The organism is Caulobacter sp. SRI_014, assembly GCF_057586315.1.
This window is the reverse complement of sequence record NZ_JBYCZQ010000001.1, coordinates 371746-397553: the sequence shown is the minus strand read 5'-3', so window position 1 is coordinate 397553 and position 25808 is coordinate 371746. Positions and strand designations below refer to the sequence as shown.

Annotated in this window: 26 protein-coding genes, 1 other RNA gene and 1 pseudogene; 24 read left to right on the top strand and 4 right to left on the bottom strand. The window is 67.9% G+C overall.

All coding sequences use genetic code 11. The features are described 5' to 3' along the window. Window positions 1–74 precede the first annotated feature (74 nt). From AC2YG9_RS02150 to AC2YG9_RS02105, 10 genes and pseudogenes are all read left to right on the top strand, one after another. A pseudogene (locus AC2YG9_RS02150) lies at window positions 75–263 on the top strand (response regulator transcription factor); the annotation flags it as partial. 133 nt (window positions 264–396) lie between these two features. After that, a complete protein-coding gene (locus AC2YG9_RS02145; protein ID WP_487296924.1) occupies window positions 397–645 on the top strand; it encodes a hypothetical protein in 249 nt (82 codons plus the stop codon). A 218-nt stretch (window positions 646–863) separates the two neighbouring features. Then, window positions 864–1238: a hypothetical protein gene (locus AC2YG9_RS02140; RefSeq protein ID WP_487296272.1), complete on the top strand. Its 375-nt coding sequence runs from the start codon at window positions 864–866 to the stop codon at window positions 1236–1238. An 80-nt stretch (window positions 1239–1318) separates the two neighbouring features. Next, window positions 1319–1726 carry a hypothetical protein gene (locus tag AC2YG9_RS02135; RefSeq protein ID WP_487296271.1) on the top strand — a complete coding sequence of 136 codons (408 nt, stop codon included), beginning with the start codon at window positions 1319–1321 and terminating at the stop codon, window positions 1724–1726. A 63-nt stretch (window positions 1727–1789) separates the two neighbouring features. Beyond that, a complete protein-coding gene (locus AC2YG9_RS02130) occupies window positions 1790–2185 on the top strand; it encodes a helix-turn-helix domain-containing protein (protein ID WP_487296270.1) in 396 nt (131 codons plus the stop codon). Between the two features lie 113 nt (window positions 2186–2298). Beyond that, window positions 2299–3336 (top strand): NADP-dependent oxidoreductase, encoded by a 1038-nt coding sequence (locus AC2YG9_RS02125; RefSeq protein ID WP_487296269.1) that lies wholly within the window; start codon window positions 2299–2301, stop codon window positions 3334–3336. Next, the gene (locus AC2YG9_RS02120) at window positions 3333–4133 is read left to right on the top strand and encodes an enoyl-CoA hydratase/isomerase family protein (protein WP_487296268.1); all 801 of its coding nucleotides are present in this window, start codon (window positions 3333–3335) and stop codon (window positions 4131–4133) included. Before AC2YG9_RS02125 ends, AC2YG9_RS02120 begins: the two co-directional genes overlap by 4 nt. Then, entirely contained in the window at window positions 4130–5284 is a 1155-nt protein-coding gene (locus AC2YG9_RS02115; protein ID WP_487296267.1) for an acyl-CoA dehydrogenase family protein, read from the top strand. The genes AC2YG9_RS02120 and AC2YG9_RS02115 overlap by 4 nt, the downstream gene beginning before the upstream one ends. Before the next feature lie 2 nt (window positions 5285–5286). Next, window positions 5287–6432: an acyl-CoA dehydrogenase family protein gene (locus AC2YG9_RS02110; RefSeq protein WP_487296266.1), complete on the top strand. Its 1146-nt coding sequence runs from the start codon at window positions 5287–5289 to the stop codon at window positions 6430–6432. A gap of 159 nt (window positions 6433–6591) precedes the next feature. Continuing rightward, window positions 6592–7428: a glycine zipper 2TM domain-containing protein gene (locus AC2YG9_RS02105; RefSeq protein WP_487296265.1), complete on the top strand. Its 837-nt coding sequence runs from the start codon at window positions 6592–6594 to the stop codon at window positions 7426–7428. A gap of 51 nt (window positions 7429–7479) precedes the next feature. Here the strand turns inward: AC2YG9_RS02105 and AC2YG9_RS02100 are convergent, their stop codons facing one another. Continuing rightward, on the bottom strand, window positions 7480–8508 hold the full coding sequence (locus AC2YG9_RS02100; RefSeq protein ID WP_487296909.1) for an adenosine deaminase: 1029 nt from the start codon (window positions 8506–8508) through the stop codon (window positions 7480–7482). Window positions 8509–8759: 251 nt separating this feature from the next. Between AC2YG9_RS02100 and AC2YG9_RS02095 the strand changes: the two genes are divergently transcribed. From AC2YG9_RS02095 to upp, 4 genes are all read left to right on the top strand, one after another. After that, window positions 8760–8903, top strand: a complete 144-nt coding sequence (locus AC2YG9_RS02095) for a hypothetical protein (protein ID WP_487296264.1) — start codon at window positions 8760–8762, stop codon at window positions 8901–8903. A 138-nt stretch (window positions 8904–9041) separates the two neighbouring features. Further along, the gene (locus AC2YG9_RS02090; protein WP_487296263.1) at window positions 9042–10298 is read left to right on the top strand and encodes a GTP cyclohydrolase II; all 1257 of its coding nucleotides are present in this window, start codon (window positions 9042–9044) and stop codon (window positions 10296–10298) included. Between the two features lie 194 nt (window positions 10299–10492). Continuing rightward, window positions 10493–11716 (top strand): DUF1688 family protein, encoded by a 1224-nt coding sequence (locus tag AC2YG9_RS02085; RefSeq protein ID WP_487296262.1) that lies wholly within the window; start codon window positions 10493–10495, stop codon window positions 11714–11716. Between the two features lie 9 nt (window positions 11717–11725). Next, entirely contained in the window at window positions 11726–12355 is a 630-nt protein-coding gene (gene upp / locus AC2YG9_RS02080) for a uracil phosphoribosyltransferase (protein ID WP_487296261.1), read from the top strand. Here the strand turns inward: upp and AC2YG9_RS02075 are convergent. Continuing rightward, on the bottom strand, window positions 12352–13440 hold the full coding sequence (locus AC2YG9_RS02075; RefSeq protein WP_487296260.1) for a hypothetical protein: 1089 nt from the start codon (window positions 13438–13440) through the stop codon (window positions 12352–12354). The two genes, upp and AC2YG9_RS02075, sit on opposite strands and share 4 nt — an antisense overlap. Before the next feature lie 148 nt (window positions 13441–13588). Between AC2YG9_RS02075 and AC2YG9_RS02070 the strand changes: the two genes are divergently transcribed. The 6 genes from AC2YG9_RS02070 (at window position 13589) to AC2YG9_RS02045 (ending at window position 20846) form a co-directional block, all read left to right on the top strand. After that, complete coding sequence (locus AC2YG9_RS02070; RefSeq protein ID WP_487296259.1) at window positions 13589–15019, top strand: L,D-transpeptidase family protein; 1431 nt, start codon at window positions 13589–13591, stop codon at window positions 15017–15019. Between the two features lie 20 nt (window positions 15020–15039). Continuing rightward, entirely contained in the window at window positions 15040–15675 is a 636-nt protein-coding gene (locus AC2YG9_RS02065; protein ID WP_487296258.1) for a peptidoglycan L,D-endopeptidase MepK, read from the top strand. Window positions 15676–15677: 2 nt separating this feature from the next. Next, on the top strand, window positions 15678–16010 hold the full coding sequence (locus AC2YG9_RS02060; protein ID WP_487296257.1) for a hypothetical protein: 333 nt from the start codon (window positions 15678–15680) through the stop codon (window positions 16008–16010). A 221-nt stretch (window positions 16011–16231) separates the two neighbouring features. Then, a complete protein-coding gene (locus AC2YG9_RS02055; RefSeq protein WP_487296908.1) occupies window positions 16232–17965 on the top strand; it encodes an FAD-dependent oxidoreductase in 1734 nt (577 codons plus the stop codon). Continuing rightward, the gene (locus tag AC2YG9_RS02050; RefSeq protein ID WP_487296256.1) at window positions 17965–19794 is read left to right on the top strand and encodes a 2-oxoacid:acceptor oxidoreductase subunit alpha; all 1830 of its coding nucleotides are present in this window, start codon (window positions 17965–17967) and stop codon (window positions 19792–19794) included. Before AC2YG9_RS02055 ends, AC2YG9_RS02050 begins: the two co-directional genes overlap by 1 nt. Next, on the top strand, window positions 19791–20846 hold the full coding sequence (locus AC2YG9_RS02045) for a 2-oxoacid:ferredoxin oxidoreductase subunit beta (protein WP_487296255.1): 1056 nt from the start codon (window positions 19791–19793) through the stop codon (window positions 20844–20846). The genes AC2YG9_RS02050 and AC2YG9_RS02045 overlap by 4 nt, the downstream gene beginning before the upstream one ends. Window positions 20847–21031: 185 nt before the next feature. Here AC2YG9_RS02045 and AC2YG9_RS02040 read toward each other — a convergent pair whose 3' ends face one another. Next, window positions 21032–21571, bottom strand: a complete 540-nt coding sequence (locus AC2YG9_RS02040) for a DUF1697 domain-containing protein (RefSeq protein WP_487296254.1) — start codon at window positions 21569–21571, stop codon at window positions 21032–21034. A 129-nt stretch (window positions 21572–21700) separates the two neighbouring features. Between AC2YG9_RS02040 and AC2YG9_RS02035 the strand changes: the two genes are divergently transcribed. Continuing rightward, entirely contained in the window at window positions 21701–23617 is a 1917-nt protein-coding gene (locus AC2YG9_RS02035; RefSeq protein ID WP_487296253.1) for a flavin-containing monooxygenase, read from the top strand. Window positions 23618–23838: 221 nt separating this feature from the next. Further along, a complete protein-coding gene (locus tag AC2YG9_RS02030; protein ID WP_487296252.1) occupies window positions 23839–24282 on the top strand; it encodes an MAPEG family protein in 444 nt (147 codons plus the stop codon). 12 nt (window positions 24283–24294) lie between these two features. Here AC2YG9_RS02030 and nudC read toward each other — a convergent pair whose 3' ends face one another. Continuing rightward, on the bottom strand, window positions 24295–25221 hold the full coding sequence (gene nudC / locus AC2YG9_RS02025) for an NAD(+) diphosphatase (RefSeq protein WP_487296251.1): 927 nt from the start codon (window positions 25219–25221) through the stop codon (window positions 24295–24297). Window positions 25222–25369: 148 nt separating this feature from the next. Here nudC and AC2YG9_RS02020 point away from each other — a divergent pair, with 148 nt between their 5' ends. Beyond that, the gene (locus AC2YG9_RS02020) at window positions 25370–25648 is read left to right on the top strand and encodes a hypothetical protein (protein WP_487296250.1); all 279 of its coding nucleotides are present in this window, start codon (window positions 25370–25372) and stop codon (window positions 25646–25648) included. A 56-nt stretch (window positions 25649–25704) separates the two neighbouring features. Further along, window positions 25705–25803: signal recognition particle sRNA small type (gene ffs, locus AC2YG9_RS02015), an RNA gene on the top strand. Window positions 25804–25808: the final 5 nt, after the last annotated feature.

The following is a 25808-nucleotide window of genomic DNA, read 5'->3' as shown; positions in this document are numbered from 1 at the left end:
AGTGGTGTGCGGCCGACAGACACAGTCAGGTTGACTCCGCTGGCATTGCCCCCAGCTTGTGCCAGTCTCCACCTATGGGGGTGATTTCCGCAGAGACCCGGACAGGGTTCGAGGCTCTGACACCGCGTGAGCGCGAGTGTCTGCGTCTGGTCGCGCGGCATCACCAGTCCAAGGAAATCGCCCGGCTCCTGAACATCTCCAAGAGCACGGTCGACAAACATATCGACAGCGCCAAGGCCCGCATCGGCGCCGCCGACCGCCGGGCCGCCGCCCTGGCCCTGGTCGCGCACGAATCCGACCTGGGTATCGAATACCCATCCGATCCAGGCCCCATACCCAAGAGCCCCGCCGACCGGTCAGTTGAGCCCCAGTTCAACGCCGATCCAGGGGCTTTCAGTGACCGCATCAACGATCAATCCGCCGACCTCCAGCCCAGTGTTTCTGGTCAGCTGGGCGGCTCTGGAATCGGGGCTGAGCCTGCTGGCCAGTCCGGACCGGGCGGGTCAGATCTCGACCATCGTTTCGGCCCTGCGCCGGCTGCAGCCGTCTCTGCCGCCGGAAAAGCTGCTGGTGCAGATTCTAAGCGCCACGGCCTGGCTGACCTCGGACGAAGCCTTCTTGGCCGAGGAGGCGTCCATGACCTGACGCCACTAAGCCTGCTGACCCGGATCGCGATCATCGCGATTCTCGGCAGCCTCCTGCTGGGGGGCGTTCTGATGGGGGCCCATGAGGTCGCTCTGCTCGTCCAGCGCATCGTCGACGGGGCCGTGCCGCCCCGCGGCTAGAAGACCCGAACTTTCCAACAACCTGACGCCAAAACCCGCGCCGGCCCTTGCCGCCCGCGCGCATCGGAGACTCATGCCATGAAACGCAAGATCGTCGCCTACAAGGTGGCCGACCAGCTGTTCGCCGCCGAACTCGCCATCGACCGGGCGCTCAGCGAAACCGCCCGCCTGACCAGCATGCTCAGCGACGCCCGGGTCGAGGCCGGGCTGTCCGCCGTGGTCGGCCAGTCGGTGATGGACCGCACCTGCGCTTCCATCGTGATGCTGGCCAACGGCCGTCGCGAGCTGGTTGAGGCCCACGGCCACCTGGCCGACGTCAAGGACCAGATCGGCCTGCGCACCGTCGCCATCGGCGGCATGGACAAGCCTGAAGAGAACGCCCCGCCGCCCACCGGCGAACTGGACCTGACGCCGGCGGAACGCCGCGCGACCCGCCTGCGCCGGGTGGTCTGACCCAAAAGCCGGGCCTGTGTTCTTGTGCGCAGGCCCGATTGGCGGACACTGGCGGGGATTCGACAGCTCGGACCCCCGCCATGCCCACGCTTTCCGCCATGATCGGCTTCGTCGTCATGGCCGCCGTCTGCCTCTACGCCCTGCTCAAGGGCGGTCGGCCCGAGAAGATCGCCGCGGTCGTCATCGCCGTCGCCTGGTCCGCCAGCAGCCTCCTGCAGGACCGCATCAACATCCTGTCGCCGCAATGGACCGTCGCCTGGCTGGATGTGGTGCTGTTCGTCGTGTTCGTGATCATGGCCCTGCGCTGGCGGCGCGGCTGGCTGATCTTCGCCAGCGCCACCCAGCTGCTCACCGCCGCCACCCACTTCACGGCCGTGCTCGACCCGCGACTTTTCGCTCTGGCCATCATCACCGCCTACTACATCTGGAGTTATGCTACTCTGGGCGCCTTGGCGTGGGGGACGCACCTCGCCGCACGTCGGCAATAAACGCGAAACCTGTGTCGTCTATCCGACTGAAACACTGATTTCAGTCGAGTTGGAGAAGTGACCATGCCCCCCGATGGTCCCGCCGAAGTTGACCTGCACGTCGGCCGCCGCATCCGTCAGCGGCGCAAGGCGCTGGGGGTCACCCAGGAACAGCTGGCCGACAGCCTCGGCCTGACCTTCCAGCAGGTGCAGAAGTACGAGCGGGGGGCCAACCGCGTCTCGGCCTCCAAGCTCTACCAGATCGCCGCCACCCTGCAGACGCCGGTGGCCTACTTCTTCGACGGCCTGAGCGACCCGACCGACCAGCTGGTGGTCGGCGAGACCGGCTTCGACCGGACCATCAACGAGTTCCTGATGAGTCCCGAGGGCCTGGAGATCGCCTCGCTGTTCGTGCGCATCGACAAGCCGGGCCTGCGCCGCCAGATGGTTCACCTGATGCGGGCCATCGTCGAGGAATAGCCTGACCCATCCTCCCCCGTAGACGGGTGAGGATGAGTGCTTCCCCTTTCCCTGCCTGTCCCCCTAATCTGCCGCCCAACGCCGGCCGCCATCGAGCCGGGATGGGAGGCCTGGTGACTGTAACGACCCGCCGATGGGTGCTGGCGCGCCATGTGCGCGGCGCCCCCGCGCCTGACGACTTCCGGCTGGAGACCGCCGAGCTTCCCGATCTGGCCGAGGGCCAGTTCCGGGCCCGCACCATCCTGGCCTCGGTCGACCCGGGCATGCGCTCGCGACTGTCGGGCGGCGACAGCTACGCCGGGGCGATGAAGGTCGGCGAGGGCATCGACGGCTTTGCGGTGGCGCAGGTCGAGGAGAGCAACAATCCCGCCTTCGCGCCGGGCGACGTCATCGCCGCCGGCGGCGGGTGGCGAGACCATCTGGTCTCCGACGGCCGGGGCGTCATCCAGAAAATTCCAGCTGAATGGAAGCCCAGGGGCGTGCCGCTGGGCGCCTGGATCGGGGTGCTGGGCGTGCCCGGCATGACCGCCTGGTTCGGCATGCATCGCCTGGGTCAGGCGAAGGAGGGCGAGACCCTGCTGGTCACCTCGGCGGCCGGACCCGTCGGCGCGACAGCCGGCCAGATCGGCAAGAAGCTCGGCCTGCGCGTCGTCGGCGTGGCGGGCGGTCCGAAGAAATGCGCCTGGCTGAAGGACGAGGCCGGGTTCGATGAGGTGATCGACTACAAGGCGACGCCCGATCTGACCGCAGCCATCGCGGCGGCCTGTCCCAAGGGGGTCGACATCCTGTTCGACAACGTCGGCAACGAAAGCATCGACCGCGTCCTGCCGATGATGCGGCTGCGCGGCCGGGTCGTCGTGTCGGGCCAGGTCGCCGACTACAATGTTGAGGCGGCCGACCGTGTGGGCATCAAGAACACCAGCGTCTTCATCACCCACAGGGTGCGCATGGAGGGCCTGGTGGTGTTCGACGACCTGCGCCAGTTCCCGGAGGCCCAGGCGACCCTGGCCGGCTGGATCGCCGACGGCTCGCTGAAGATCGCCATCGAGGAGTTCGAGGGGCTGGAACGCCTGCCGGAGGCCTTCTGCGGCCTGTTTCGGGGCGAGAACTTCGGCCGCCGCCTCGCCCGCCTGAGCCCGGATCCCCAATGACCCACCAGCTTCTCCAGAACTACAGCCGCTTCCGGTTCGACCGCGATGGCCGGGTGCTGACGGTGACCATCACCGGCAATGCGGTGAACGCCGTCGATGCGGCGATGCACGACGAACTGGCGCGCCTGTTCATCGAGCTGCAGGCCGACGAGGACAGCGACCTGATCATCCTGACCGGCCAAGGCCGCGCCTTCTGCGCCGGCGGCGACTTCGACTGGTTCGACGAACAGATCGCCAGGCCCGCCGCCTTCCGCGCCATCGCCCATGACGCCAAGCGCATCGTCGGCACGCTGCTGGACCTGGAAAAGCCGATCATCGCCCGCCTCAACGGGGCGGCGGCGGGCCTCGGAGCCACCATCGCCCTGCTGTGCGACGTCATCATCGCCGACGAGACGGCCAAGATCGGCGATCCTCATGTGAAGGTCGGCCTCGTGGCCGGCGACGGCGGGGCGGTCATCTGGCCCCAGCTGATCGGCTTTGCCCGCGCCAAGGAACTGCTGATGACCGGCGACCTGTTGCCGGCGTCGGAGGCGGTGCAGCTGGGTCTGATCAACTACGCCGTCCCCGCCGACCAGCTCGACGCCAAGGTCGCCGAGATTGCCGGCAAGATCCTCGCAAACCCCCGCTGGGCCGTGCGCTGGACCAAGACCATCGCCAACATCGCCCTGAAGCAGATCGCCGTCAGCACCAGCGACGCCGCCGTCGCCTATGAGATGCTGTCCAACATGACCGCCGACCGGGCCGAGGCGGTCAACGCCTTCCGCGAGCGCCGCAAACCGAACCTGACCGGCGAATGAGCGAGCCCGACCACGTCACCCAGCTGCGCCGTCAGCTCCAGCGCTTCGTCGCCGAGAAGGCGCCGCGCGAGAAGCGCCGCGAGTGGGACCGCACCCATACCTTCCCGCGCGATCTCTACGCCGAGCTGGCCGCCATGGGCCTCTGCGGCCTGACGGTGCCCGAGGAATACGGCGGCTCCGGACCCGACATCCTGGCCGCCGTCGCGGCCATCGAGGAGCTGTGCCGCGCGGGCTCATTCCTGGCCGGCCCCTTCATCCAGTGCGCCTTCTACGGCGGCATGAACATCCTCGAGAACGGCTCGGAAGAGCAGAAGGCGGAGTTGCTCCCTCGCCTGGCGAAAGGCGAGCTGATCTTCGCCTACGGCCTCTCGGAACCCGACGTCGGCGGCGATCTGTCGGGAGTCACCACCCGCGCCCGCCGCGAGGGCGACGAAATCGTCATCGACGGGGCCAAGCGCTGGTGCACCGGCGCCGACTTTTCCGACTACATCTACTGCCTGGTCCGCTCGGACCCCGAGGCGCCGGCCCGGCAAGGGCTGAGTTTCGTGCTGATCCCCACGAACGCGCCGGGCGTGGTCATCACCCCTATTGATCATGTGAACCTGCGCTACACCCTCTCCAGCGACGTCCATTTCGACGGCGTCCGCCTGCCGGCCTCGGCCATCGTCGGCGGTGAGGAGAAGTGGAACCGGGGCTGGGGAATGCTGGCCGGCCGGGCCCTGGACATCGAGAAGCTGGAGATCAGCGCCTGCGCCTTCGGCCTGGCTCAGGCGGCGATGGAGGAAGCCTGGGCCTACGCCCAGGAGCGCGAGCAGTTCGGCAAGCCGATCAGCGGCCACCAGGCCGTACGCCACGCCCTTGTCGACGCCAGGACCAAGCTGGAGGCCTGCCGGCTGATGCTCTACCACGCGGCCAACCTGGCCAATGCGGGCCAGCCCTGCGCGGCCGAAACCAGCATGGCCAAGCTGTTCATCGGTGAGACCGGCGTCGAGATCGCCCTGGCCTGCCAGAAGGTGATGGGCGCCTATGCCCTGAGCGCCGACTACGACATCGAGCGCAATGTCCGCGACCTGCTGTCGATGCCCATTGTCGGCGGCAGTTCCAACATGCAGCGCAACAACCTGGCCGCCCTCTGGCGGCTGAAGGGGTGACCATGGACGCTATCGCCGTCGCCGCCGGTCTGCGGGACCAGGTCCGTCCCCGGGCCGAGGAGATCGAACAGGCTCGCCGCTTCCCGACCGACCTGGCCCAGGCCATGGTCGCTTCGGGCCTGCTGCGGATGCTGGTTCCGGCCGAGCTCGGCGGCCATGAAACCGATCCCGCCACGGTCGCCCGGGCCATCGAGACCCTGTCGGAGGGCGACGCCTCGTCCGGCTGGTGCCTGATGATCGCCGCCACCACGGCGATGATGTCTGCCCGCCTCAGCCCCGAACACGCCCGTGAGGTGTTCGGCGACCCCAGTACCCTGGCCGCCGGCGTCTTCGCCCCCATGGGCCGCGCCATCGACGCCGGCGACCACTGGCGGGTCACCGGCCGCTGGAAGTGGGGCAGCGGCTCGCAGAACGCCCAGTGGGTGGCCGGCGGGGCGGTGCTGATGGGCGAGGGCGGTCCGCTGCTCGACGAGGCCGGCGAGCCGCTTCATCGAATGATGCTGTTCCCGGCCGACAGGGTCGAGTTCATCGACACCTGGCGAACGTCGGGCCTGTGCGGCAGCGGCAGTCTCGACTTCGCGGTCAAGGATCTGCTGGTTCCCAAGGGCCGCTCGGTCGCCCTGCACGCCGATCCGCCCCTCGCTTCGGCCGACGTCTTCCGCTTCCCGGCCTTCTGCATGCTGGCCATGGGCATTGCCGCCGTGGCCCTCGGCAACGCCCGCGGCGCCCTGGCCGATTTCGCCGCCATCGCCGCCACCAGCACCAGCCAGGGTTCGCGCCGCAGCCTGGCCGAGCGCAATGTCGTGCAGTCGGAGTTCGCCCAGGCCGCCGGCGTCGTCGAGGCCGCCCGGGCCCGCTTCCATGCCGCTATCGACACCCTTTGGCGCGCTGTTCAGGCCGGCAGCATCCCCATCGAGGATCGCGCCAACCTTCGCCTGGCCTGCGCCCACGCCGCCCAGGCCTGCGCCGAGGCCACCCGCCGGGTCTACGATCTGGGCGGCGGGGCGGCGGTGTTCCTCGACAGCCCGCTGCAGCGGCGCTTCCGTGACGCCCATGTGATCACCCACCACATCATGGTGGCTCCCTCGGTGTTCGAACTGGCCGGGCGGGTGCTGCTGGGCCTGCCGACCCGCGACACCCTGCTGTAGCCCTCCATCCAGTTGCCTCGGGGCCACGCCTTCCCGCCCAATTCGGGGCGGGGGCAACCCCTTGTCCTCCAGGGCGTTCCACAGCCCATCGGACCCCGGGACGGGGTGGTCCGCAGGGGGCGGCTTGAGGCCGCCTGGGAACCGACCGGAGAAAGACCCATGAAGTCCAACAAGACCATCACCATTGCGCTGGCCAGCATCCTTGTGGCCAGCACGGCCATCCCGGCCACCGCCCTGGCGCAGTATCGCCGTGGTACGCCGGCCCCGGCGCCCGCCCCGGCCCAGACCTATGAGCAGTGGCTGGACCAGCAGGAAGACTATCGCCGCGAGCAGCAGGAATATGAGGCCGCCCGCCGAGAGTGGCAGCAGCGCGAAGCCGCCTACCAGCAGCGTCAGGCCAGCTACCAGCAACGCCGCGCCGACTATGAACAGCGCCGCGCCCAGTGGGAACGCGACCGCGCCGCCTATGACCGCCGCAACGGCTACGGCGCCTATGTTCGTCGCTACGGCGACTGGCGTTACGATCCGGACGGCCGTTACGTCGACAACCGCGATGGCTATGACCGTGGTGGCCGTGACTACTACGCCGACTGGCGCGACGAGCGCTGCGAACGCCGTGAGGACCGCAGCAAGGTGGTCGGCGGCCTGATCGGCGCCTTGGCCGGCGCCGCCATCGGCAACAATGTCGCCGCCACCAACAGCCAGACCGAAGGCACCGTGCTCGGCGCCCTGGTCGGCGGAGCCATCGGCGCCAACATCGGCGAGAAGGCCGCCGATTGCGATGACGACGGCTACTACTACACCTACGCCCAGACCTATGAGTACCGCGAGCCGCGCTACACCCGCGGCGAACGCAGCGGCCGCTATGACCGCAGCTGGTACATCAACAACCGCTGCCGGCTGGCCATCGCGCCGACCGAGTACGGCGGCCGCAGCGACTACCGCTACGTCCGGGTCTGCCCTGACCGTCGTGGCCGCTACCGCATCACCGGCTAAGGTTGGCTGACTGTGTGAAGGGAAGGGCCGTCCGTTTGGGCGGCCCTTTTCTTATTGGGCGGCGTACCGGTCGATGGCCTGCAGGTGCAGCGCCACCCGTTCCTCATCGAGGAAGCTGCCGGTGAAGCTGTTTTTCGCCAGCAGGACCAGATCTTCCTTCGTCAGCCCCAGCGACGCTGTCACCGCCCGGTAGTTGTCGCCGACATAACCGCCGAAATAGGCCGGGTCGTCGCTGTTGACCGTGGCGTGCAGACCGAGGTCCAGCATCCGCTTCAGCGGGTGTTTGGTCATGTCGTCGACCACGCACAGCTTGTGGTTCGACAGCGGGCAGACCGTCAGGGTCATGTCCATCGCCGCCAGCCGGGCGGTCAGGGCGGCGTCCTCGAGGCTGCGGTTGCCGTGGTCGATGCGGTCGACCTTCAACAGGTCCAGGGCTTCCCAGACGTATTCCGGCGGGCCCTCTTCACCGGCGTGGGCGACCTTCAACAGGCCCCGCTCGCCGGCCGCCTTGAACACCTTGGCGAACTTGCTGGGCGGGTGGCCGACCTCCGAACTGTCTAGGCCGACCCCGGCGATGCGGTCCAGATAGGGTTCGGCGGCCTTCAGGGTGTCGAACGCGGCGTCCTCGTCCAGGTGGCGCAGGAAGCAGAGAATCAGCCTCGAACTGATCCCGTGCCGCGCCTCCGCCGTACGCATGCCGGCCAGCAGGCCGTCGGCGGCGATACTGAACGGCAGGCCCCGGTCGGTGTGGGTCTGGGGGTCGAAGAAGATTTCGGCATGGACCCCGCCATCGGCCGCCAGCCGGTCAAAATAGGCCACGGCCAGGTCGTGGAAGTCCTCTTCCGTCTGCAGGACGCCGGCCCCTTGGTAGTAGATGTCCAGGAAGTCCTGCAGGTTGGAAAACTCATAGGCCGCCCGCACGTCCTCGACGCTGTTGAACGGCATGTCGACGCGGTTGCGCCGGCCGAACTCGAACATCTGCTCGGGCTCCAGACTGCCTTCGATATGTAGGTGCAGTTCGGCCTTGGGCAGGCCGGCGATGAAGGCGTCGAGGTCGGACATCAGGGAAACTCCAGTCAGGACAAGGATTTCGCCCGCGGCGGCCGGTCAGGTCAAGTCGCTGAAATGTCGTCTATCCGACAGTATAGATGCGGTATCCAAAGTGTGAATATTCGCTGTTAGGCAAAACCGGCCGACTGTACTAGACTGTCTCTATCGGCGGCATAGTCTGCAGCTGTCGCCTGAGAGACCACCGCGGTCCCGCCATTTCCCATTCCGGGGAGCTACCGTTGCGTATATTTTCGTTTTACATCCATGATAGCCGGTACAGCGTGCCGACTCTTCAACTCGTCGATGCCATCGACGAGGATCGCGCCCGTGAAATGGCCCAGGCCCGCCTGGACGAGTCCATGGCCCACCTTGCCATCGAGGTGAGGGAAGACGACAACCGCTTGTTCGAGCTGACCCGCGGCTAGAGGCCCGGTATTCGGGGCCGATCACGCCCCTCTTGCCAAGCAAACGGTTCCGCACCACTATCTCCGCTCAAAGGCCCCCTGCCGGCGAAAACCGGCGGGGGCTTTTTCGTTTCTGGAGAGCCCACGGGCCAACTAAGCATGTCCCTTAATCGTCAAGGTCACATTCGTCTGACGTCCCACCCGGGCGTCGGCGGCGCGAGCCGTTTCCCCCTGACCTGGGGAGCCCCCACGCCCGCGGAGCGCGGTCCGGTCGTCGCCACCGTCAACGCCGGCGTTGACCGTAACGCCGTCGGCGCCCACGGCGGCGCCTATTCCGTGTACAGAGCGCTGGCCATTTCCTCGGGCGCCATGAACCCGCTCGTCCGCCCCGACCTGACCGACACCTCGCCGGTCGTCGAGATCGGCCCGCACGATCAGTGGCTGAACGCCGAAAAGATCGTCAGCCTCGACCCCTGGGGCCACCGGGTGGCCCAGGACTTCGGCCATCTGATCGCCGAGGGCGTCGATATCCGCCCGACCATCGCCATCACCAAGGCGCGGCTGAACCTTCCGGAGATCACCGAGGCGATCAATGCCGGCCGGCTGAAGATCGACGGCGACATCGTCCACGAAAGCCACGACGTGGCCGTCACCAAGGCGGCCATCGACCCGGTCTGGTATCTGCCCGGCATCGCCGAGCGGTTCGATGTCGAGGAAACCCAGCTGCGCCGCACGCTGTTCGAACAGACCGGCGGCATGTACCCCGAGCTGGTCACCCGGCCTGACCTCAAGGTCTTCCTGCCCCCGATCGGCGGCATCACCCTCTACATCTTCGGCGACCCGGCCTTTATCGGCCGCGGCGACAAGCGCCTGACCTGCCGTGTCCACGATGAGTGCAATGGGTCGGACGTATTCGGGTCGGACATCTGCACCTGCCGTCCGTACCTGACGCACGGGATCGAGGAGTGCGTGCGGGAGGCCCAGAACGGCGGCTCCGGCCTGATCGTCTATAACCGCAAGGAAGGCCGGGCGCTGGGCGAGGTGACCAAGTTCCTGGTCTACAACGCCCGCAAGCGCCAGCCCGGCGGCGATCAGGCGGCGACCTACTTCGAGCGCACCGAATGCGTCGCCGGGGTGCAGGACGCCCGCTTCCAGCAGCTGATGCCCGACATTATCCACTGGCTGGGCATCAGGAAGATCGACCGCTTCGTCTCGATGTCGAACATGAAGTACGACGCGCTCGCTCACGGCGGCATCGAGATCGGCGAACGGGTGCCGATCCCGGACTACCTGGTGCCGGACGACGCCAGCGTCGAGATGGAGGCCAAGAAGGCCGCCGGCTACTACACCCCCGAAGGCGCGCCCTCGGCCGAAGAGCTGAGCAAGGTCGTCGGACGGGGACTGGACAAGTTCTAGGCGTCGCGCAGCGGCGCCCCTTCTCCCGCTCGCCGGGAGAAGGTGGCCCGCGAAGCGGGTCGGATGAGGGCGGCGCCGGCTCATCCGGAAACACCCGTTCTGGCGCTGCTCGTCCAACGTCCGCTCTGCCCTCATCCGTCAGCCTTCGGCTGACACCTTCTCCCGGCAAGCGGGAGAAGGAGCCGTGAAATGAAATGACCGAAACCGAAGCCGCCCAGTCGCTACTCACCCCCGCCGCCGTCCGCACGCGGGCCCATGAGATGCTGTCCCTCGCCCTCGACGGCGACCTGACCGACTGGCGCGTCGACCTCACCCGCCTCGACCCGGTCGCCGACCGAGTCGCCGCCGTCATCCGCAGCCAGTACCCCTCGCTCCAGGTGCCGTTCCACGCCCGTTGGCGCCACTTCGTCGTCCAGGGCCGCGATCTCTGGGCAGAGCTCTCGCGCCGCAACGACTGGGTCGACAAGGCCCATCGCGCCCGCGCCGCTTTCGACCTGGCCATCACCAGCGTCCTGCTGGACGCTGGCGCCGGCCCGGCCTGGTCCTTTGAAGACCGCGCCACCGGCACGATCACCACCCGCTCCGAGGGCCTGGCCGTCGCCAGCCTGCGCCTGTTTGAATCCGGCGCCTTCTCCACCGGCCCCGACCCGTTGCGCGCCGACAACCTCGCAGGCCTGACCACCAAAGCCCTGGCCAAGGGTTTCCAGGTCACCGACGCCAATCCGCTGCTCGGCCTCGACGGCCGCGCCGACCTGCTGCGCCGCCTCGGCGACCAGGCCACGGCCCGGCCCGACCTGTTCGGCATGAAGGATAGCCCCCGTCCCGGCGGCCTGTTCGACGCCATCGCCGCCCGCGCCACGGACGGGCGGCTGCCCGCTCCGATCATCCTCGAAGTCCTGCTGGAGGCCCTCGGCCCGATCTGGCGCCACCGCCTGACCCTCGGGGGGCTGCCGCTCGGCGACACCTGGCGTCACCCGGCCATCGTCCGCGATGACGCGACCAACAACCTCGTGCCGATCCACAAGCTCAGCCAGTGGCTGGCCTATAGCCTGATCGAGCCGCTCGAAGAGGCGGGGATCACCGTCCATGACATCGACGGCCTCACCGGTCTGGCCGAGTACCGCAACGGCGGCCTGTTCATGGACGGCGGCGTGCTGGTCCTGAGGGATCCCGCCCAGCAGCACCTCAGCCAGGACGTCTCCCGCCCGCTGATCATCGGCTGGCGCAGCCTGACAGTGGCCCTGCTCGACCGCATCGCCCCGATGGTCCGCGAGCGCCTGGGCGTGGCGGAGGCCGACTTCCCCCTGGCCCGCGTGCTGGAAGGCGGCACCTGGGCCACCGGCCGGATCCTGGCCAAGGAACTGCGCGCCGACGGCGGCCCGCCGCTCAACATCGTCAGCGATGGCACCGTCTTTTAGGAGCACCCCATGAAGGGCGTCACTGTCGTCGATCACCCGCTGGTGCAGCACAAGCTGACCCGCCTGCGGGACAAGGACACCTCGACCAAGACCTTCCGCGAGATCATGCGCGAGGTCTCGATCCTGCTCTGCTACGAGGCCACCCGAGACCTGGCCCTCGAGAACCGCGCGGTCGAGACCCCGTTCGAAACCACCCAATCGCCCCAGATCGCCGGCAAGAAGCTGGTCTTCGCCCCGATCCTGCGGGCCGGGGAGGGGATGCTGGAGGGCATGCTCAGCCTGGTGCCCAGCGCCCGCGTCGCCCACATCGGCCTCTACCGCGACCCGACGACCATGGTCGCCGTCGAGTATTACCTGAAGACCCCCGAGACGATGTCCGAGCGCCAGGTCATCGTCATCAACCCCCTGCTGGCCACCGGCGGCACGGCCAGCGCCGCGGTCGAGCGGTTGAAGGAGCAGGGCGCTTCTGACCTCAGCTTTGTCTGCATCCTGGCCTGCCCCGAAGGCATCGCCCGGCTGCAGGGCGACCACCCCGGCGTCCACATCTGGTGCGCCGGCGTCGATCGCGAGCTGGACCCGCAGGGCTTCATCCGGCCGGGCATCGGCGATGCTGGCGACCGGCTCTACGGCACGCGCTAGAACCGCCAGACGTTTACGCACGCTCCCGCCGTGACCGCCAGATGCACCCGTCCGTCCAGGGTCGCCAGGCTGGCGGTCCGCTTGCCGCCAGCCTTGCCGCCATCGCAGCTCGGCGCCGGCAGATCGATGTCCTTCGCCTTGCCGGCTGCATCGATCCGCGTCAGCCGCACGCCATTGTCCTGGGCGACATAGAGGTCGCCGGTCGAGGGGTCATAGGCCGTCGAGGCCACCTCGCCGGCCGGCAGTTCGGCCATGGGCTTGGCCTTCAGTCCGCTCGCGGTGACGTCGATCCGCGCCAGCCGGTGCGACCCGGCCGATTTGCCGCTGACGAACCAGACCGGCCCCTTCGGGGTGCTGACCCCGGCTAGCACCTCGGAGGTGAAGGCCGTGTAGGCCGCCGGCAGGCATAGCTTCTCGCCTTCCGACACCTTGAGATCGGCGGAGATGGCCAGCACCGCCACCCCGGCGCTGCGGCCGCAGGCTTCCTCGCCCAGTTTGGTCAGCAGCCGCCAGCCGCCCTGGCCGTCGGCCATCAGCTGGCCCTGGCCGATATCGCGCCAGGCCTCGGGCCACTCCGCCACCTTTGCCGGGGCCGTCGGCGACCAGAGGACCAGCCTGTAGCCGGGCTCGGTAACGAAGGGCGGGGCCTTGGCCCACAGCACCATCAGCAGACTGCCGTCCGGCCCGTCGGCCGCCGCATAGGGCCAGGCCGCCATGTGCAGATAGAGCGGCTTGACCTCCGGAAAGGTCGTCGCCGCGTCGAGGTCGCCCAGCCGCATCGGCCCGCGTTTCTGCGGCTCCATGAAGCCGCCGGTGCGGGGCTTCTCAACGCCGAGGATCCAGCGGCTGCCCGGCTCGACCGGCGTGATCATGTCCTTGGGCCAGCGCATGGCCGGCCGACCGCCTTCCAGCGGGGTGAGTCCCTCCGGCGCCAGAAGGGCCAGGCCCTGAGTCGTGCGGATGAGTCGCCCGCCGCCCTCGCCGCCGGCCGGCAGGGTTGCACTCAACAGCTTCTCAGGCTCGGCGGCCATTGCCGATCCCGCCACCAGAGCCGCCGCCAGCCCGATCAGAATGCGTTTCCGCATGCCTTGCCCCTTGAAGTAACCGTTGCCGGAACGTCGCATATCACCAAATCATCGAACGGCGCGCTCGCGTAACAGGAGTCACCATGGCGCCTTCCGCGAGAACGTGCGTTAACGTTTGAGCGAAGGCTATTTCATGGGGACTAACTCGGTGTCGACGGGGCGTAGGGTCGGGGCAGTCGCAAGTATATTCCTGGGGCTGGCGGCGCTGACGGCGCTGGGTCCGGCGACGGCGCAGCCGTTGCGCGGACCGGCCCAGCCGGGACCGATCAATCCCAGCCCCGAGCAGGCCGCCCAGCTGCGCCGCGCCCTCGAAAACGCGCCCGCCCATGGCTTCCCCGCCGGCGCCTTCACGCCGCGCGGGACCGACAACGCCGCCCTCGTCGCCGCCACCCTGCGCTATGCCAAGGCCGTCCATTCCGGCCGCCTGCCGGCCTCCGGTTTCCGCGATGACTGGGACCTGCGGCCCGAGCCCTTCGATCCGGCGCCGGGCCTCGCCGCCGCCGTGGCCAACAACCGCGTCCAGGCCTGGCTGAACAGCCTGCCGCCGCCCTACACCGGCTATCAGGCGCTGCAGAAGGGCCTGATCCAGTACCGCGAGATCCAGACGGCGGGCGGCTTCACCCCGCTGCCCGAGATGGACCTCAAGCCGGGCTCGGTCGGGCCGATGGTCGAACTGCTCCGCGCCCGCCTGGCGCAAGAGGACAAGGCCGCCCCGCTGTCGGTGGCCATGGTCCCCGCCGGCGCCCCGGTCGGGTCGCCCGCCACGCCGGTCTACAACCAGGAACTGGCCGCGGCCGTCGAGCGCGCCCAGCGCCGCTTCGGCCAAAACCCGACCGGCGTCTTCAGCGCCGGCCTGCGCACTCAACTCAACGTGCCGGTCGAGCGCCGCATCGACCAGATCCTGGCCAATATGGAGCGCTGGCGCTGGCTGCCCCAGTCGCTGCCCGAGCACCGCATCCAGGTGAACATCGCCGCCGCCGTGCTGACGGTGTTCGTGGGCGACGAGCCGACCATGTCGATGCGGGCGGTGACCGGAAAGCCGGGGTCGGAGACCCCGATGCTACGGTCGAGCATCCACTCCATCGTGCTCAATCCGCCATGGAACGTTCCGGCCGGAATCGCCAAGAACGAGCTCTACCCGAAGGGCCGCGGCTACCTGGCCAGCGCCGGCTTCCGCATCCTGCCGGGCGGCGGCCTGCAGCAGGCGCCAGGACCGGGCAGCGCGCTGGGCCTGATCAAGTTCGACTTCAACAACCGCTTTGCCGTCTACCTGCACGACACCCCCAGCAAGGGGAAGTTCGCCAGTTATAGCCGCCTGGCCAGCCACGGCTGCGTGAGGCTCGAAAAGCCGCTGGCCCTGGCCCGGCACGTTCTGGCCAATGACCCCTACTGGACGCCCGAACAGATCGACGCGACCATCGCCGGCGGCAAGACCACCCGCGCCCAGGTGCAGCGGCCGGTCGAGGTCTTCCTGCTCTACTGGACCGCCTATGTGACGCCGGATGGCGGGGTCAATTTCCGCTCCGACCCCTACGGCTGGGACGCCCTGCTGATGCAGCGGATCGGGGCGCAGGCTTAGATCGCGATGGGGAAGGGCAGATGACCGACCGTCGGACCCTGCTGAAGGCCGGACCCGGCCTTCTGGCCGCCGCTTCCGTCGGTCTGCTGAGCCGCGCCGCTTCGGCGCAGGAGGAACCGCCGGCCGACCCGGTCAGCGCCGAGGACCTCAACCTCGCCCCGACCCCGATCCGGCCGCCGCCGGAGGGCGCCCGGCGCCTGGCCTTCCGCCACCTGCACACCAACGAAGAGCTCGACGTCGTCTACTGGAAGGACGGCGGCTACGTCTGGGACAGCCTGATGAGCATCAAGAAGCTGCTCCGGGATTTCCGTTCGACCGAGGAACACCCCATCGACGTGCGGTTGCTCGACATCCTCTTCACCCTGCAGACCCAGTTCGGCTCGACCGAGCCCTACCGCATCATCTCCGCCTTCCGCTCGCCGGTGACCAACGCCGCCCTGCAGGACCGCAGCGCCCAGGCGAACGGCAAGAGCGAGGTGGCGACCAAATCGATGCATATGGAAGGCAAGGCCATGGACGTGCGTCTCAACGACGTCGCGCTAACCGCCTTCAGAGACGCAGCCCTGGCCTTGAAAGGCGGCGGCGTCGGCTATTATCCGGACACCGGATTCGTTCACGTGGACATTGGCCGGGTGCGCACCTGGCAGGGGACCTGAAGATGGCTGATAAGCGTGGTGGCGGTGGTTTCTTCTGGGGTGTGGTCGGCTTCCTGGTCGGGGTGGCCATGACCCTGGCCGTGATCGCCTTCATGAGCCGTGAGACGCTGGGCGACGTCGATCCGCGCACGGCCGCCGACGAGGCCGCCGAAAGCGCCCAGGACGCCCTGCCCGAAGCGCCCGCCCTGCCGGCGCCCAAGCCCAAGGAAGAAGAAGCCAGGCGCACAATCCCGCGCGACACGTCTCCTGGCATCGATCCTGAAACCGACGACCAGATCGCCGACGACGCCGCCTCCTCGGGCATGACGTCGCGCGCGCCGCCGCCGGAAGAGTGAGCCCTTCCCCCCTGCGGCGATAAGCGTTCCCGCAAGGTCCTTTCCCCCTTGTCCCGACATGACTCGCGGGTCTAACGTCCGTTTAAGTGCATCTTGTGCGGGCGTAGGGCGTGGTCGCCCGGTTGCGGCTTCGTCACTTCTCTCAGACACGGGAGCGGGGGAAGAGGAGCGTTCCGGAGTTGGAACCGACGAATATCGAGTCGCCTGATTACTTTCACAAAGTGGTCGATTGCCAGTGGGCCTGTCCGGCCCATACCCCGGTCCCCGAATACATCCGGATGATCGCCCAGGGTCGGTACGCCGACGCCTATATGGTCAACTGGAAGTCCAACGTCTTCCCGGGGATTCTGGGCCGCACCTGCGACCGCCCTTGCGAGCCGGCCTGCCGCCGGGGCCGGGTGGAAGAAGAGCCGGTCGCCATCTGCCGCCTCAAGCGCGCCGCCGCCGACAACAAGGGCGAGCTGAACGGCCGCATGCCGACGCCCAATGAGGTCTGGAACGGCAAGACGGTGGCCTGCGTCGGCGCCGGCCCGGCCAGCCTGACGGTCGCCCGCGACCTCGCCCCGCTCGGCTACAAGGTCGTCATCTACGACCGCGAGCACAAAGGCGGCGGCATGATCCGCAGCCAGATCCCGCGCTTCCGCCTGCCCGAAGAGGTGATCGACGAAGAGGTCGGCTACATCACCGCGCTCGGCCCCCAGCTGGTGCTGAACCAGGAAGTCACCAGCCTCAAGGCCATGCTGGCCGAGCCCTACGACGCCATCTTCGTCGGCACCGGCGCCCCGCGCGGCCGCGACCTCGACGTCCCGGGCCGTCAGGAAGCGGCGGCGAACATCCACGTTGGCATCGACTGGCTGTCATCCGTCTCCTTCGGCCACATCGAGAAGATCGGCAAACGGGTCATCGTCCTGGGCGGCGGCAACACCGCCATGGACTGCTGCCGCACCTCGCGCCGGCTGGGCGGCGAGGACGTGAAGGTCATCGTCCGCTCCGGCTTCGACGAGATGAAGGCCAGCCCCTGGGAAAAAGAGGACGCGATGCATGAGGGCATCCCGATCTTCAACTTCCTGGTCCCCAAGAGCGTCACCCACGAGGCCGGCAAGCTGACCGGCGTCTGGTTCGAGAAGGTCGGTTGGCAGACCGGCGAGGATGGCCGCCGCGCCCTCAAGCCGACTGGCGAACCTGACCAGCATTTCGAATGCGACGACGTCCTGGTCGCCATCGGCCAGGAGAACAGCTTCCCCTGGATCGAGCGCGACACCCTCGACTTCGACAAATGGGGCATGCCGGTGGTCGGCGAGACCACTTTCCAGTCGTCCAACCCCAAGGTCTTCTTCGGCGGCGATAGCGCCTTTGGCCCGAAGAACATCATCTGGGCCGTGGCGCATGGCCATGAGGCGGCGGTCTCCATCGACCTCCACTGCCGGGGCCAGGATGTTAGCCTGCGTCCGCCGCCGGGCGTCACCCTGGCGTCCCAGAAGATGGGCATCCACGAGTGGTCTTACGATAACGACATCTCCCTCGACGAGCGCCGCAAGGTGCCGCTGATGGAAACCACCCTGGCCCTGAGCTCGATCAAGAACGAGGTCGAACTGGGCTTCGACGAGCATCTGGCCTACGCCGAGACCCAGCGCTGCCTCAACTGCGATGTGCAGACAGTGTTCAGCGCCCCGGCCTGTATCGAGTGCGACGCCTGCGTCGACATCTGCCCCACCGACTGCATCACGTTCACCCCCAACGGCGATGAGCCGGACCTGCGGGAGCGGCTCAAGGCCCCGGCCCTGAACCTGACCCAGGACCTCTACGTCTCCGGCGCCCTGCCGACCGGGCGGGTGATGGTCAAGGACGAGGACGTCTGCCTGCACTGTGGGCTCTGCGCCGAACGCTGTCCGACCGGCGCCTGGGACATGCAGAAGTTCCTGCTCAACACCACGCAAGCGGGGGGATGCCGCTGATGCCCATCGCCGCCGTGAATGATTTCGTGGTGAAGTTCGCCAACGTCAACGGCTCCGGCTCGGCCAGCGCCAACGGCCTGTTCGTCAAGTCGATCCTGCGCTCGGGGGTGCCCGTCGCCGCCCGCAACATCTTCCCCTCCAACATCCAGGGCCTGCCGACCTGGTACGAGGTTCGCGTCAGCGGCGAGGGCTGGATGGGCCGGCGGGGCGGGGTCGACCTGATGGTCGCCATGAACCCCCAGACCTGGGACAAGGACGTCGCCGAGATCGAACCCGGCGGCTATCTCTTCTACGACAGCACCCGGCCGATGCCGGCCGACAAGTTCCGCGCCGACATCACCGTCATCGGCGCCCCGCTGCAGCGCATCTGCAACACCGCCTACAGCGACCCGCGCCAGCGCCAGCTGTTCAAGAACATCATCTACATCGGCGTTTTGGCCTATCTGCTGGGCATCGAAAACGCCGTCATCGAGACCCTTCTGGCCGAGCAGTTCGCGTCCAAGCCCAAGCTGATCCCGGCCAACATCGAGGCCTTCCACATGGGCGTCGATTACGCCCGCGAGAACCTCAAGCCGCTCGGCCTGCAGGTGCGCACCGCCGACGCGGTCGGCGACCGCATCTTCATCGAAGGCAACGACGCCGCCGGCCTGGGCGCCGTCTACGGCGGGGCCACCGTCTGCGCCTGGTATCCGATCACCCCCTCGACCAGCCTGGCCGAGAGCTTCACCAACTGGTGCCAGAAGCTGCGGGTCGACAAGCAAACGGGCGAAGCGAAGTACGCCATCGTCCAGGCCGAGGACGAGATCGCCTCGATCGGCATGGTCGTCGGCGCCGGCTGGAACGGGGCCCGCGCCTTCACCTGCACCTCGGGGCCGGGCATCAGCCTGATGCAGGAGTTCATCGGCCTCAGCTACTTCGCCGAAATCCCCGCCGTGATCTTCGACGTCCAGCGCGGCGGGCCCTCGACCGGCATGCCGACCCGCACGCAGCAGTCGGATATCCTGTCGGCTGCCTATGCCAGCCACGGCGACACCAAGCACGTCCTGCTGCTGCCGCGCGATCCGGGCGAGTGCTTCGAGTTCGGGGCTCTGGCCTTCGATCTGGCCGACCGTCTGCAGACCACCATCTTCGTCATGCTTGACCTCGACATGGGCATGAACGAGTGGCTGACCGAGCCCTTCACCTGGGACGACGCCAAGCAGCTCGACCGGGGCAAGGTGATGACCGCCCAGATGCTCGAGGACGGCGTCAACTTCGGCCGATACCTCGATGTCGACGGTGATGGCGTGCCCTACCGCACCTATCCCGGGACCCACGCCAGCAAGGGCGCCTACTTCACCCGGGGCACCAGCCGCGACCGTTACGCCCGCTACAGCGAGGAGGGCGCCGTCTACGTCGACAACATGGAGCGGCTGCTCAAGAAGTTCGAGACGGCCAAGAGCCTCGTGCCGCAACCCATCGAGGTGAAGGCCAGCAAGCCCACCCGTTTCGGCGTCATCCACTACGGCTCGACCGGTCCGGCGATGGACGAGGCCATGGCCGCGCTGGAGGCCCAGGGCCTCTACGTCGACGCCCTGCGTGTCCGCGCCTTCCCGTTCCCGGGCGAGGTGTTCGATTTCATCGACCGCCACGACCTGGTCTTCGTCATCGAACAGAACCGTGACGCCCAGCTGCGCACCCTGCTGATGGCCGAGGGGGGCGTCGATCCGGCCCGGATGGTCAAGATCCTGCACTACGAGGGGGCGCCGATCACCGCCCGCTTCATCACCAGGGAAATCTCCGCCCACATGGGCGCGCCGGTTTCGCCGAGCTCGGAGATGGCCAAATGACCTATATCGCCAAGCCGAAGTTCGCCCACCCGTCCCTGGTCCCCAACGCCGTCGGCTACACCCGCCGCGACTACGAGGGCCGGGTCTCCACCCTCTGCGCAGGTTGCGGCCACGACAGCATCAGCGCCGCCATCGTCCAGGCCTGTTTTGAGCTCGACCTCGAACCCCACCGCCTGGCCAAGCTCAGCGGCATCGGCTGTTCGTCCAAGACGCCTGACTATTTCCTCGGCGCCAGCCACGGCTTCAACACCGTCCACGGCCGCATGCCCAGCGTGCTCACCGGCGCCAACCTCGCCAACCGCAGCCTCGTCTACCTGGGCGTCAGCGGCGACGGCGACAGCGCTTCTATTGGTCTTGGCCAATTCGCCCACTCGATCCGGCGCGGGGTCAACATGACCTACATCGTCGAGAACAACGGCGTGTACGGCCTGACCAAAGGCCAGTTCAGCGCCACCTCCGACAAGGGCAGCAAGTCCAAGAAGGGCGTCGTCAACCACGACAGCGCCATCGACATGGTCAGCCTGGCCCTGCAGCTGGGCGCCACCTTCGTCGCCCGCAGCTTCTCGGGCGACAAGACCCAGCTGGTCCCCCTGATCAAGGCCGCGCTGCGCCACAAGGGCGCCGCCTTCATCGACACCATCAGCCCCTGCATCGCCTTCAACAACCACGCCGGCAGCACCAAGAGCTTCGACTGGGTCCGCGAGCACAATGAGGCGGTCAACCGGCTCGACGTGATGATTGGCCGGAGCCCGATCACGGCCGAATACTCGGAAGGCTCCACCGTCCAGGTCGAGCAGCACGACGGCACGGTCCTGACCCTGCGCAAACTGGCCGCCGACTACGATCCCACTGATCGGGTCCGCGCCATGGGCTTCCTGCAGGAACGAGCGGCGGCCGGCGAGGTGGTCACCGGCCTCCTCTACGTCGACCCGGAAGCCGAAGACCTGCACGATGCGCTGGGGACCACCTCCACGCCGCTCAATGCGCTGAACACCGCTGAGCTGACCCCCGGCTCTGCGGCCCTGTCCGACATCAACGCCAGCCTGCGGTGACCGCCACATCCTCCCCCGTTCACGGGGGAGGGGGACCACGAAGTGGTGGAGGGGGCGAGGGCCGTGCGTCGGCCCTTCCAGCAGAATCTCGGATCAGAATCGGCCACGTCCGCGCACGGCCCTCGCCCCTTCCACCACGCTTCGCGCGGTCCCCCTTCCCCGTAAACGGGGAAGGATGAGGCGCTTCACACCCCGGCCATCTCGCCCATTTTCACCATCGTGTTCCAGTTCCGGCTGGTGCCCGGCGACTTCAGCGGCCTCCACGCCGCCGCGCTGCCCAGCTTCGACTTGCCCGCGCCCTCCGGAAACGTCACGAACAGCTCGCGCCCGACCAGCTCCATGGTCTCGCCGAACACGGCCTTGGCCAGCACCGCCTCGAGACCCTTCGGATCGGGCATGGTCTTGAACACCGTCACCAGCAGCTTGCTCGGGCTTTCCTTCGCGAACTCCGGATAGGGGTTGGCGGCCAGGATCGCCTTCCACTCGGCCGCCGTGCGGCACATCCATTCGGTGGTCAGGCCCAGCTGTTTGGTCGCCTCGGTCTCGAACAGCGCCTCCAGATCGGCGCAACTGCGCCCGTCACCGTCGAACGCGAGGTTGCCGCTGGCGATGTAGCTTTGCACCCCGCCGAACCCCAGGTCCGACACCATGGTCCGCAGTTCGGCGATGTTGACCTTGATGCCGCCGACGTTGATGGCGCGCAGCAGCGCGATGATCTTTCCCATGGCCGCCCCTTAGCAGATCAAACCTGCGCGCGGCGCCCCGACGTCAATCTTCCCACCGCCGACGAGAGGCCTACAGTGGTCCAAACGAGCGCCCGCAGAGGCGCCGCGAGGACACATCAGGAGCTTCCCATGGACGGCGACACCCATGTCAAACCGGCCGGCGCGCTGACCGGCGTCGATCTCGACCTGGCGCTGGCCGAGGCCCACATCCCCAGCCTGATGGTCGCCCTGGTCCACCTGACCGGCAACACCGACCACCTGACCGAGGCCCGCCGGCCGGTCTATGAGGTGCTCGGCGACGGCCAGGGCGGCCTCTCCGACGCCGATACCCAGGCCATCCGCGACCTGGCCCGCCAGGCCCTGACCGACTTCGCGGGCGGCAAGCCCCTGCCGCCGCCGCCGACGGCAAGCCAGGTCCGCTTCATGATGGACTTCGTGGCCGGGGCCGAGATCCCCGAGCGTTACGGCCCCATGCTGATGGAGCAGCTCAGCCTCGAGGGCGTCGACGCCGACCGCCCGACCTGGACGCCTGACGAGAAGAAGGCCGCCGCCGACCTCAAGGTGATCATCATCGGCGCGGGCATGTCGGGCCTCTTGACCGCCATCCGCCTGAGCCAGGCCGGCATCGGCTTCACCATCCTCGACAAGAACCCCGACGTCGGCGGCACCTGGCTGGAGAACAGCTATCCCGGCTGCCGGGTCGACACCCCCAACCACCTCTATTCGCTGAGCTTCGAGCCCAACCACGACTGGCCCCAGCGCTATTCCACCCAGGATGTCCTGCTGCGCTACTTCCAGCGCCTGGCCGATAAATACGGCCTGCGCGACCACATCCAGTTCGGGGCCGAGGTCGCCGAGGCCCGCTATGACGAAGCCGCTTCGTCCTGGACCGTCTCGACCAAGGATGGCCGCAGCTTCACGGGCAATGCGGTGATCAGCGCCGTCGGCCAGCTGAACCAGCCCAACTTCCCCGACATCCCGGGCCGCGAGCTGTTCAGGGGCCCCAACTTCCACTCCGCCCGCTGGGACCATTCGGTCGACCTGAAGGGCAAGTCCGTCGCTGTCATCGGCACCGGGGCCAGCGCCTTCCAGTTCGTGCCGAAGATCGCGCCCGAGGCCGGCCAGGTTACCGTCTTCCAGCGAAGCCCGCCCTGGCTGGCGCCGACCGAGGACTATCACGAGACGGTCGGGGAGGGGAAAAAGGCCCTGCTCGAACATGTGCCCTTCTACGACAAATGGTACCGCTTCTACCTGTTCTGGACGATGACCGACGGGGTCTATGAGGCGGTGAAAGCCGACCCCGCCTGGAACGGTCCCGAAGGCACCATCAGCGAGGCGAGCGCGGGCTTGCGCGAACTGCTGGTCATGAAGATCGGCGAACAGACCGGCGGCGACGACAAGCTGTTCGCCGCCGTCACGCCGCAATACCCGTTCGGCGGCAAGCGGGCCCTGCGCGACAACGGCGTCTGGATCGAGGCCCTGCGGAGGCCAAACGTCAACCTGGTCACCCAGCCGGTCACCGCCGTCACCGAAGGCGGCGTCGTCACGGCCGACGGAGCCGAACACACAGCCGACGTCCTGATCTACGGCACCGGCTTCAAGGCCAGTTCCTTCCTCACCCCCATGACGGTGGTCGGCAAGGGCGGCGTGGCCCTGCACGACGCCTGGGACGGCGACGCCCGGGCCTATCTCGGCATGACCGCGCCGGGCTTCCCCAACTTCTTCATGCTGTACGGCCCCAACACCAACATCGTCGTCAACGGCTCGATCATCTTCTTCTCGGAAGCCTCGGTCCGCTACGTCGTCGAGGCCCTGCGCCTGATGATCGACAAGGGCGCGAAAGCCATCGAGGTCAAGGCCGACGTCCACGACGCCTTCAACGCCAGGGTCGACGCCGCCAACGCCCAGATGGCCTGGGGCGTCGAAGGGGTCTCGAGCTGGTACAAGAACGCCAAGGGCCGCGTCAGCCAGAACTGGCCTTTCCCGCTGGTCGACTACTGGGAAGCGACGCGCAGTCCGAACGTTTCGGACTTCACCCTCACCTAACACCCGTCATCCCGGAAGCCCCGTAGGGGCTATCCGGGACCCAGGGGGTGACTGAGCGCGAGCTGGCAGCTTCGAACACTGGTGGCCACACCCCTGGGTCCCGGCTCTTCGCTGCGCTACGGCCGGGATGACGAGGATGGGTGGGTTCACGCCACGGCCCCCTTCCAAAGACCGTCGTTTTCGCTAGCCTCCCCCACAACAACCGCCGGGGAGGGCGACATATGACGTTCCAGGGACAGTCCGCGTTCGAGTCCGTTTTGGCGCCGGCCTTGGTGCTGGTGATCTGGTCGCTGCTGATCTGGGTGTGGATGTACGCCACCCGGCTGCCGGCCATCGGCAAGGCAGGGCTGAAGCCTCAGGACGCCCGCTTCCCGGGCAGCCTCGATGTGCTGCCCGACGGCGCCCGCCAGGTGGCCAACAACTACAACCACCTGATGGAACAGCCGACGATCTTCTATGCGCTGGCCTTCGTCACCTACCTGGCCGGGGCCCAGGCGCCGTTCACCGCCATGCTGGCCTGGATCTACGTCGGCCTGCGGATCCTCCACAGCCTGATCCAGAACACCGTCAACCTGGTGCCCCTGCGGTTCCTGGTGTTCAGCCTCTCGACCATCACCCTGATGGTCTGGGCCGGCTGCGTGGCGCTCGGGACCTTCTCGGGGTAGGGAAGGGGGCGGCTAGTCCGCCTCGTTCGCCCAGCTCTTCAACAGCTGATGCGCGATCGCCAGGGGCGGGGGGCAGAACAGGCCCTCCAGCTTCCCGGCCAGCAGGTCCCGGGCCTCGGCCCGGGTGAACCAGCGCACGGCTTCCAGCTCGGTCTGATCCGGTGTCGCTTCATCCGAATCGACCTCGGCGATCAGGCCGATCATCAGCGATGACGGATAGGGCCAGGGCTGGGTCGAGTGATAGCGCACGCGCGTCGCGTTGAGCCCCGCCTCTTCCTTCAGCTCGCGGGCACAGCATTCCTCGATGCTCTCGCCCGGTTCCAGGAACCCGGCCAGGGCCGAGAACATGCCCTTGGGCCAGATCGCCTGGCGGCCCATCAGGCAGCGGCCGTTGTGGGTGGCCAGCATGATCGACACCGGGTCGGTGCGCGGGAAGTGCTCGGCCTTGCAGGACGGGCAGGCCCGCTTCCAGCCGCCCTCGGCCGGAACGCTGGGCTCGCCGCAGTTGGCGCAGTGGCGATGCTTGCGCCGCCATTCGAACATGCCCTTGGCCGTCGCGGCGATGGCCGCCTCCGTGCCCGGCAGCACCATGGCCATGGCCCGCAGGTCCTGGAACCTGCCCATCCCCTGCAGCGGCCCCTCGGCCGGATCGTTTCCGCCCTCCAGGTCGAGGGCGAACACGGCCGTGTCCTTCCACAACCCCATGAACAGCAGCCGCTCCCAGCCGTTCGACAGCTCATGGGCCATGGCGGCGGGCAGGTAGGAAAGCTGGGTCTTGCCGTCCGTCGTCTCGGTCAGCGGCGCCCCGTTCCACAACGCCACCGCCAGCGAGGCCGGATCATGGAGCTTCTCCTCCAGCCAGGCGGCGTCGGGCCGTCGCTCGCTGGCGCGGTCCAGGGGGTTGCCGGTGAAGACGTTGGCGATTTCGGAGAGAGGCATGGCGCAAACCTAGCCGGGGCCCGTAGGCCGCGCCAAGCAGCTTCGCCGTTCCGGGCGCATAATCCCGTCGCCGAACGTTTTTCGATGAACGGTGGTTGCAATCATTGGTTGCTGTTGGCAGACTTCACACCTCAATTCGGGGGGTGAAATGAGCGAACAGATCTTCGAGCGGCGGGGGTCGGCCATGGCGACCGCCTCGCTGGTGCTGGGCATTCTTGGCCTGATGGTGGTGTGGATCCCGGTCGTTGGCCTGATCGCCTGGATCTTGTCGCCGCTGGGCCTGATGTTCGGCCTGTTCGCCGTGGCCAGACCGGCCGGCCGGGGAACCGCCATCGCCGGCATCATCTGCTCGGCGGTGGGCCTTGTCGGCTGCTTCGCCTGGGCGGCGCTGTTCGGCGTCAGCGTTCACGCCGGCGGCGTGTTCTAGCGCCCCTGCGGCCAAACGGCTCTTGCGTCCGGCCCCTTCCATCGCGATATAGGCCTCGGAGATCGGCGATGGGCGGAGTCCTCGCCAACCTGGTCAGGGCCGGAAGGCAGCAGCCACAACGAGATTTGCTCCGGGTCGTCGTCCGGTCTCCACCTCTTCC

Coding starts and splice junctions, on each gene's coding strand:
- AC2YG9_RS02030 (WP_487296252.1), top strand. CDS start 23,839: ATGACGTTCCAGGGACAGTCCGCGTTCGAGTCCGTTTTGGCGCCGGCC.
- AC2YG9_RS02085 (WP_487296262.1), top strand. CDS start 10,493: ATGACCGAAACCGAAGCCGCCCAGTCGCTACTCACCCCCGCCGCCGTC.
- AC2YG9_RS02075 (WP_487296260.1), bottom strand. CDS start 13,440: ATGCGGAAACGCATTCTGATCGGGCTGGCGGCGGCTCTGGTGGCGGGA.
- AC2YG9_RS02130 (WP_487296270.1), top strand. CDS start 1,790: ATGCCCCCCGATGGTCCCGCCGAAGTTGACCTGCACGTCGGCCGCCGC.
- AC2YG9_RS02090 (WP_487296263.1), top strand. CDS start 9,042: ATGTCCCTTAATCGTCAAGGTCACATTCGTCTGACGTCCCACCCGGGC.
- AC2YG9_RS02035 (WP_487296253.1), top strand. CDS start 21,701: ATGGACGGCGACACCCATGTCAAACCGGCCGGCGCGCTGACCGGCGTC.
- AC2YG9_RS02020 (WP_487296250.1), top strand. CDS start 25,370: ATGAGCGAACAGATCTTCGAGCGGCGGGGGTCGGCCATGGCGACCGCC.
- nudC (WP_487296251.1), bottom strand. CDS start 25,221: ATGCCTCTCTCCGAAATCGCCAACGTCTTCACCGGCAACCCCCTGGAC.
- AC2YG9_RS02135 (WP_487296271.1), top strand. CDS start 1,319: ATGCCCACGCTTTCCGCCATGATCGGCTTCGTCGTCATGGCCGCCGTC.
- AC2YG9_RS02045 (WP_487296255.1), top strand. CDS start 19,791: ATGACCTATATCGCCAAGCCGAAGTTCGCCCACCCGTCCCTGGTCCCC.
- AC2YG9_RS02040 (WP_487296254.1), bottom strand. CDS start 21,571: ATGGGAAAGATCATCGCGCTGCTGCGCGCCATCAACGTCGGCGGCATC.
- AC2YG9_RS02110 (WP_487296266.1), top strand. CDS start 5,287: ATGGACGCTATCGCCGTCGCCGCCGGTCTGCGGGACCAGGTCCGTCCC.
- AC2YG9_RS02105 (WP_487296265.1), top strand. CDS start 6,592: ATGAAGTCCAACAAGACCATCACCATTGCGCTGGCCAGCATCCTTGTG.
- AC2YG9_RS02060 (WP_487296257.1), top strand. CDS start 15,678: ATGGCTGATAAGCGTGGTGGCGGTGGTTTCTTCTGGGGTGTGGTCGGC.
- AC2YG9_RS02120 (WP_487296268.1), top strand. CDS start 3,333: ATGACCCACCAGCTTCTCCAGAACTACAGCCGCTTCCGGTTCGACCGC.
- AC2YG9_RS02140 (WP_487296272.1), top strand. CDS start 864: ATGAAACGCAAGATCGTCGCCTACAAGGTGGCCGACCAGCTGTTCGCC.
- AC2YG9_RS02065 (WP_487296258.1), top strand. CDS start 15,040: ATGACCGACCGTCGGACCCTGCTGAAGGCCGGACCCGGCCTTCTGGCC.
- AC2YG9_RS02115 (WP_487296267.1), top strand. CDS start 4,130: ATGAGCGAGCCCGACCACGTCACCCAGCTGCGCCGTCAGCTCCAGCGC.
- upp (WP_487296261.1), top strand. CDS start 11,726: ATGAAGGGCGTCACTGTCGTCGATCACCCGCTGGTGCAGCACAAGCTG.
- AC2YG9_RS02050 (WP_487296256.1), top strand. CDS start 17,965: ATGCCCATCGCCGCCGTGAATGATTTCGTGGTGAAGTTCGCCAACGTC.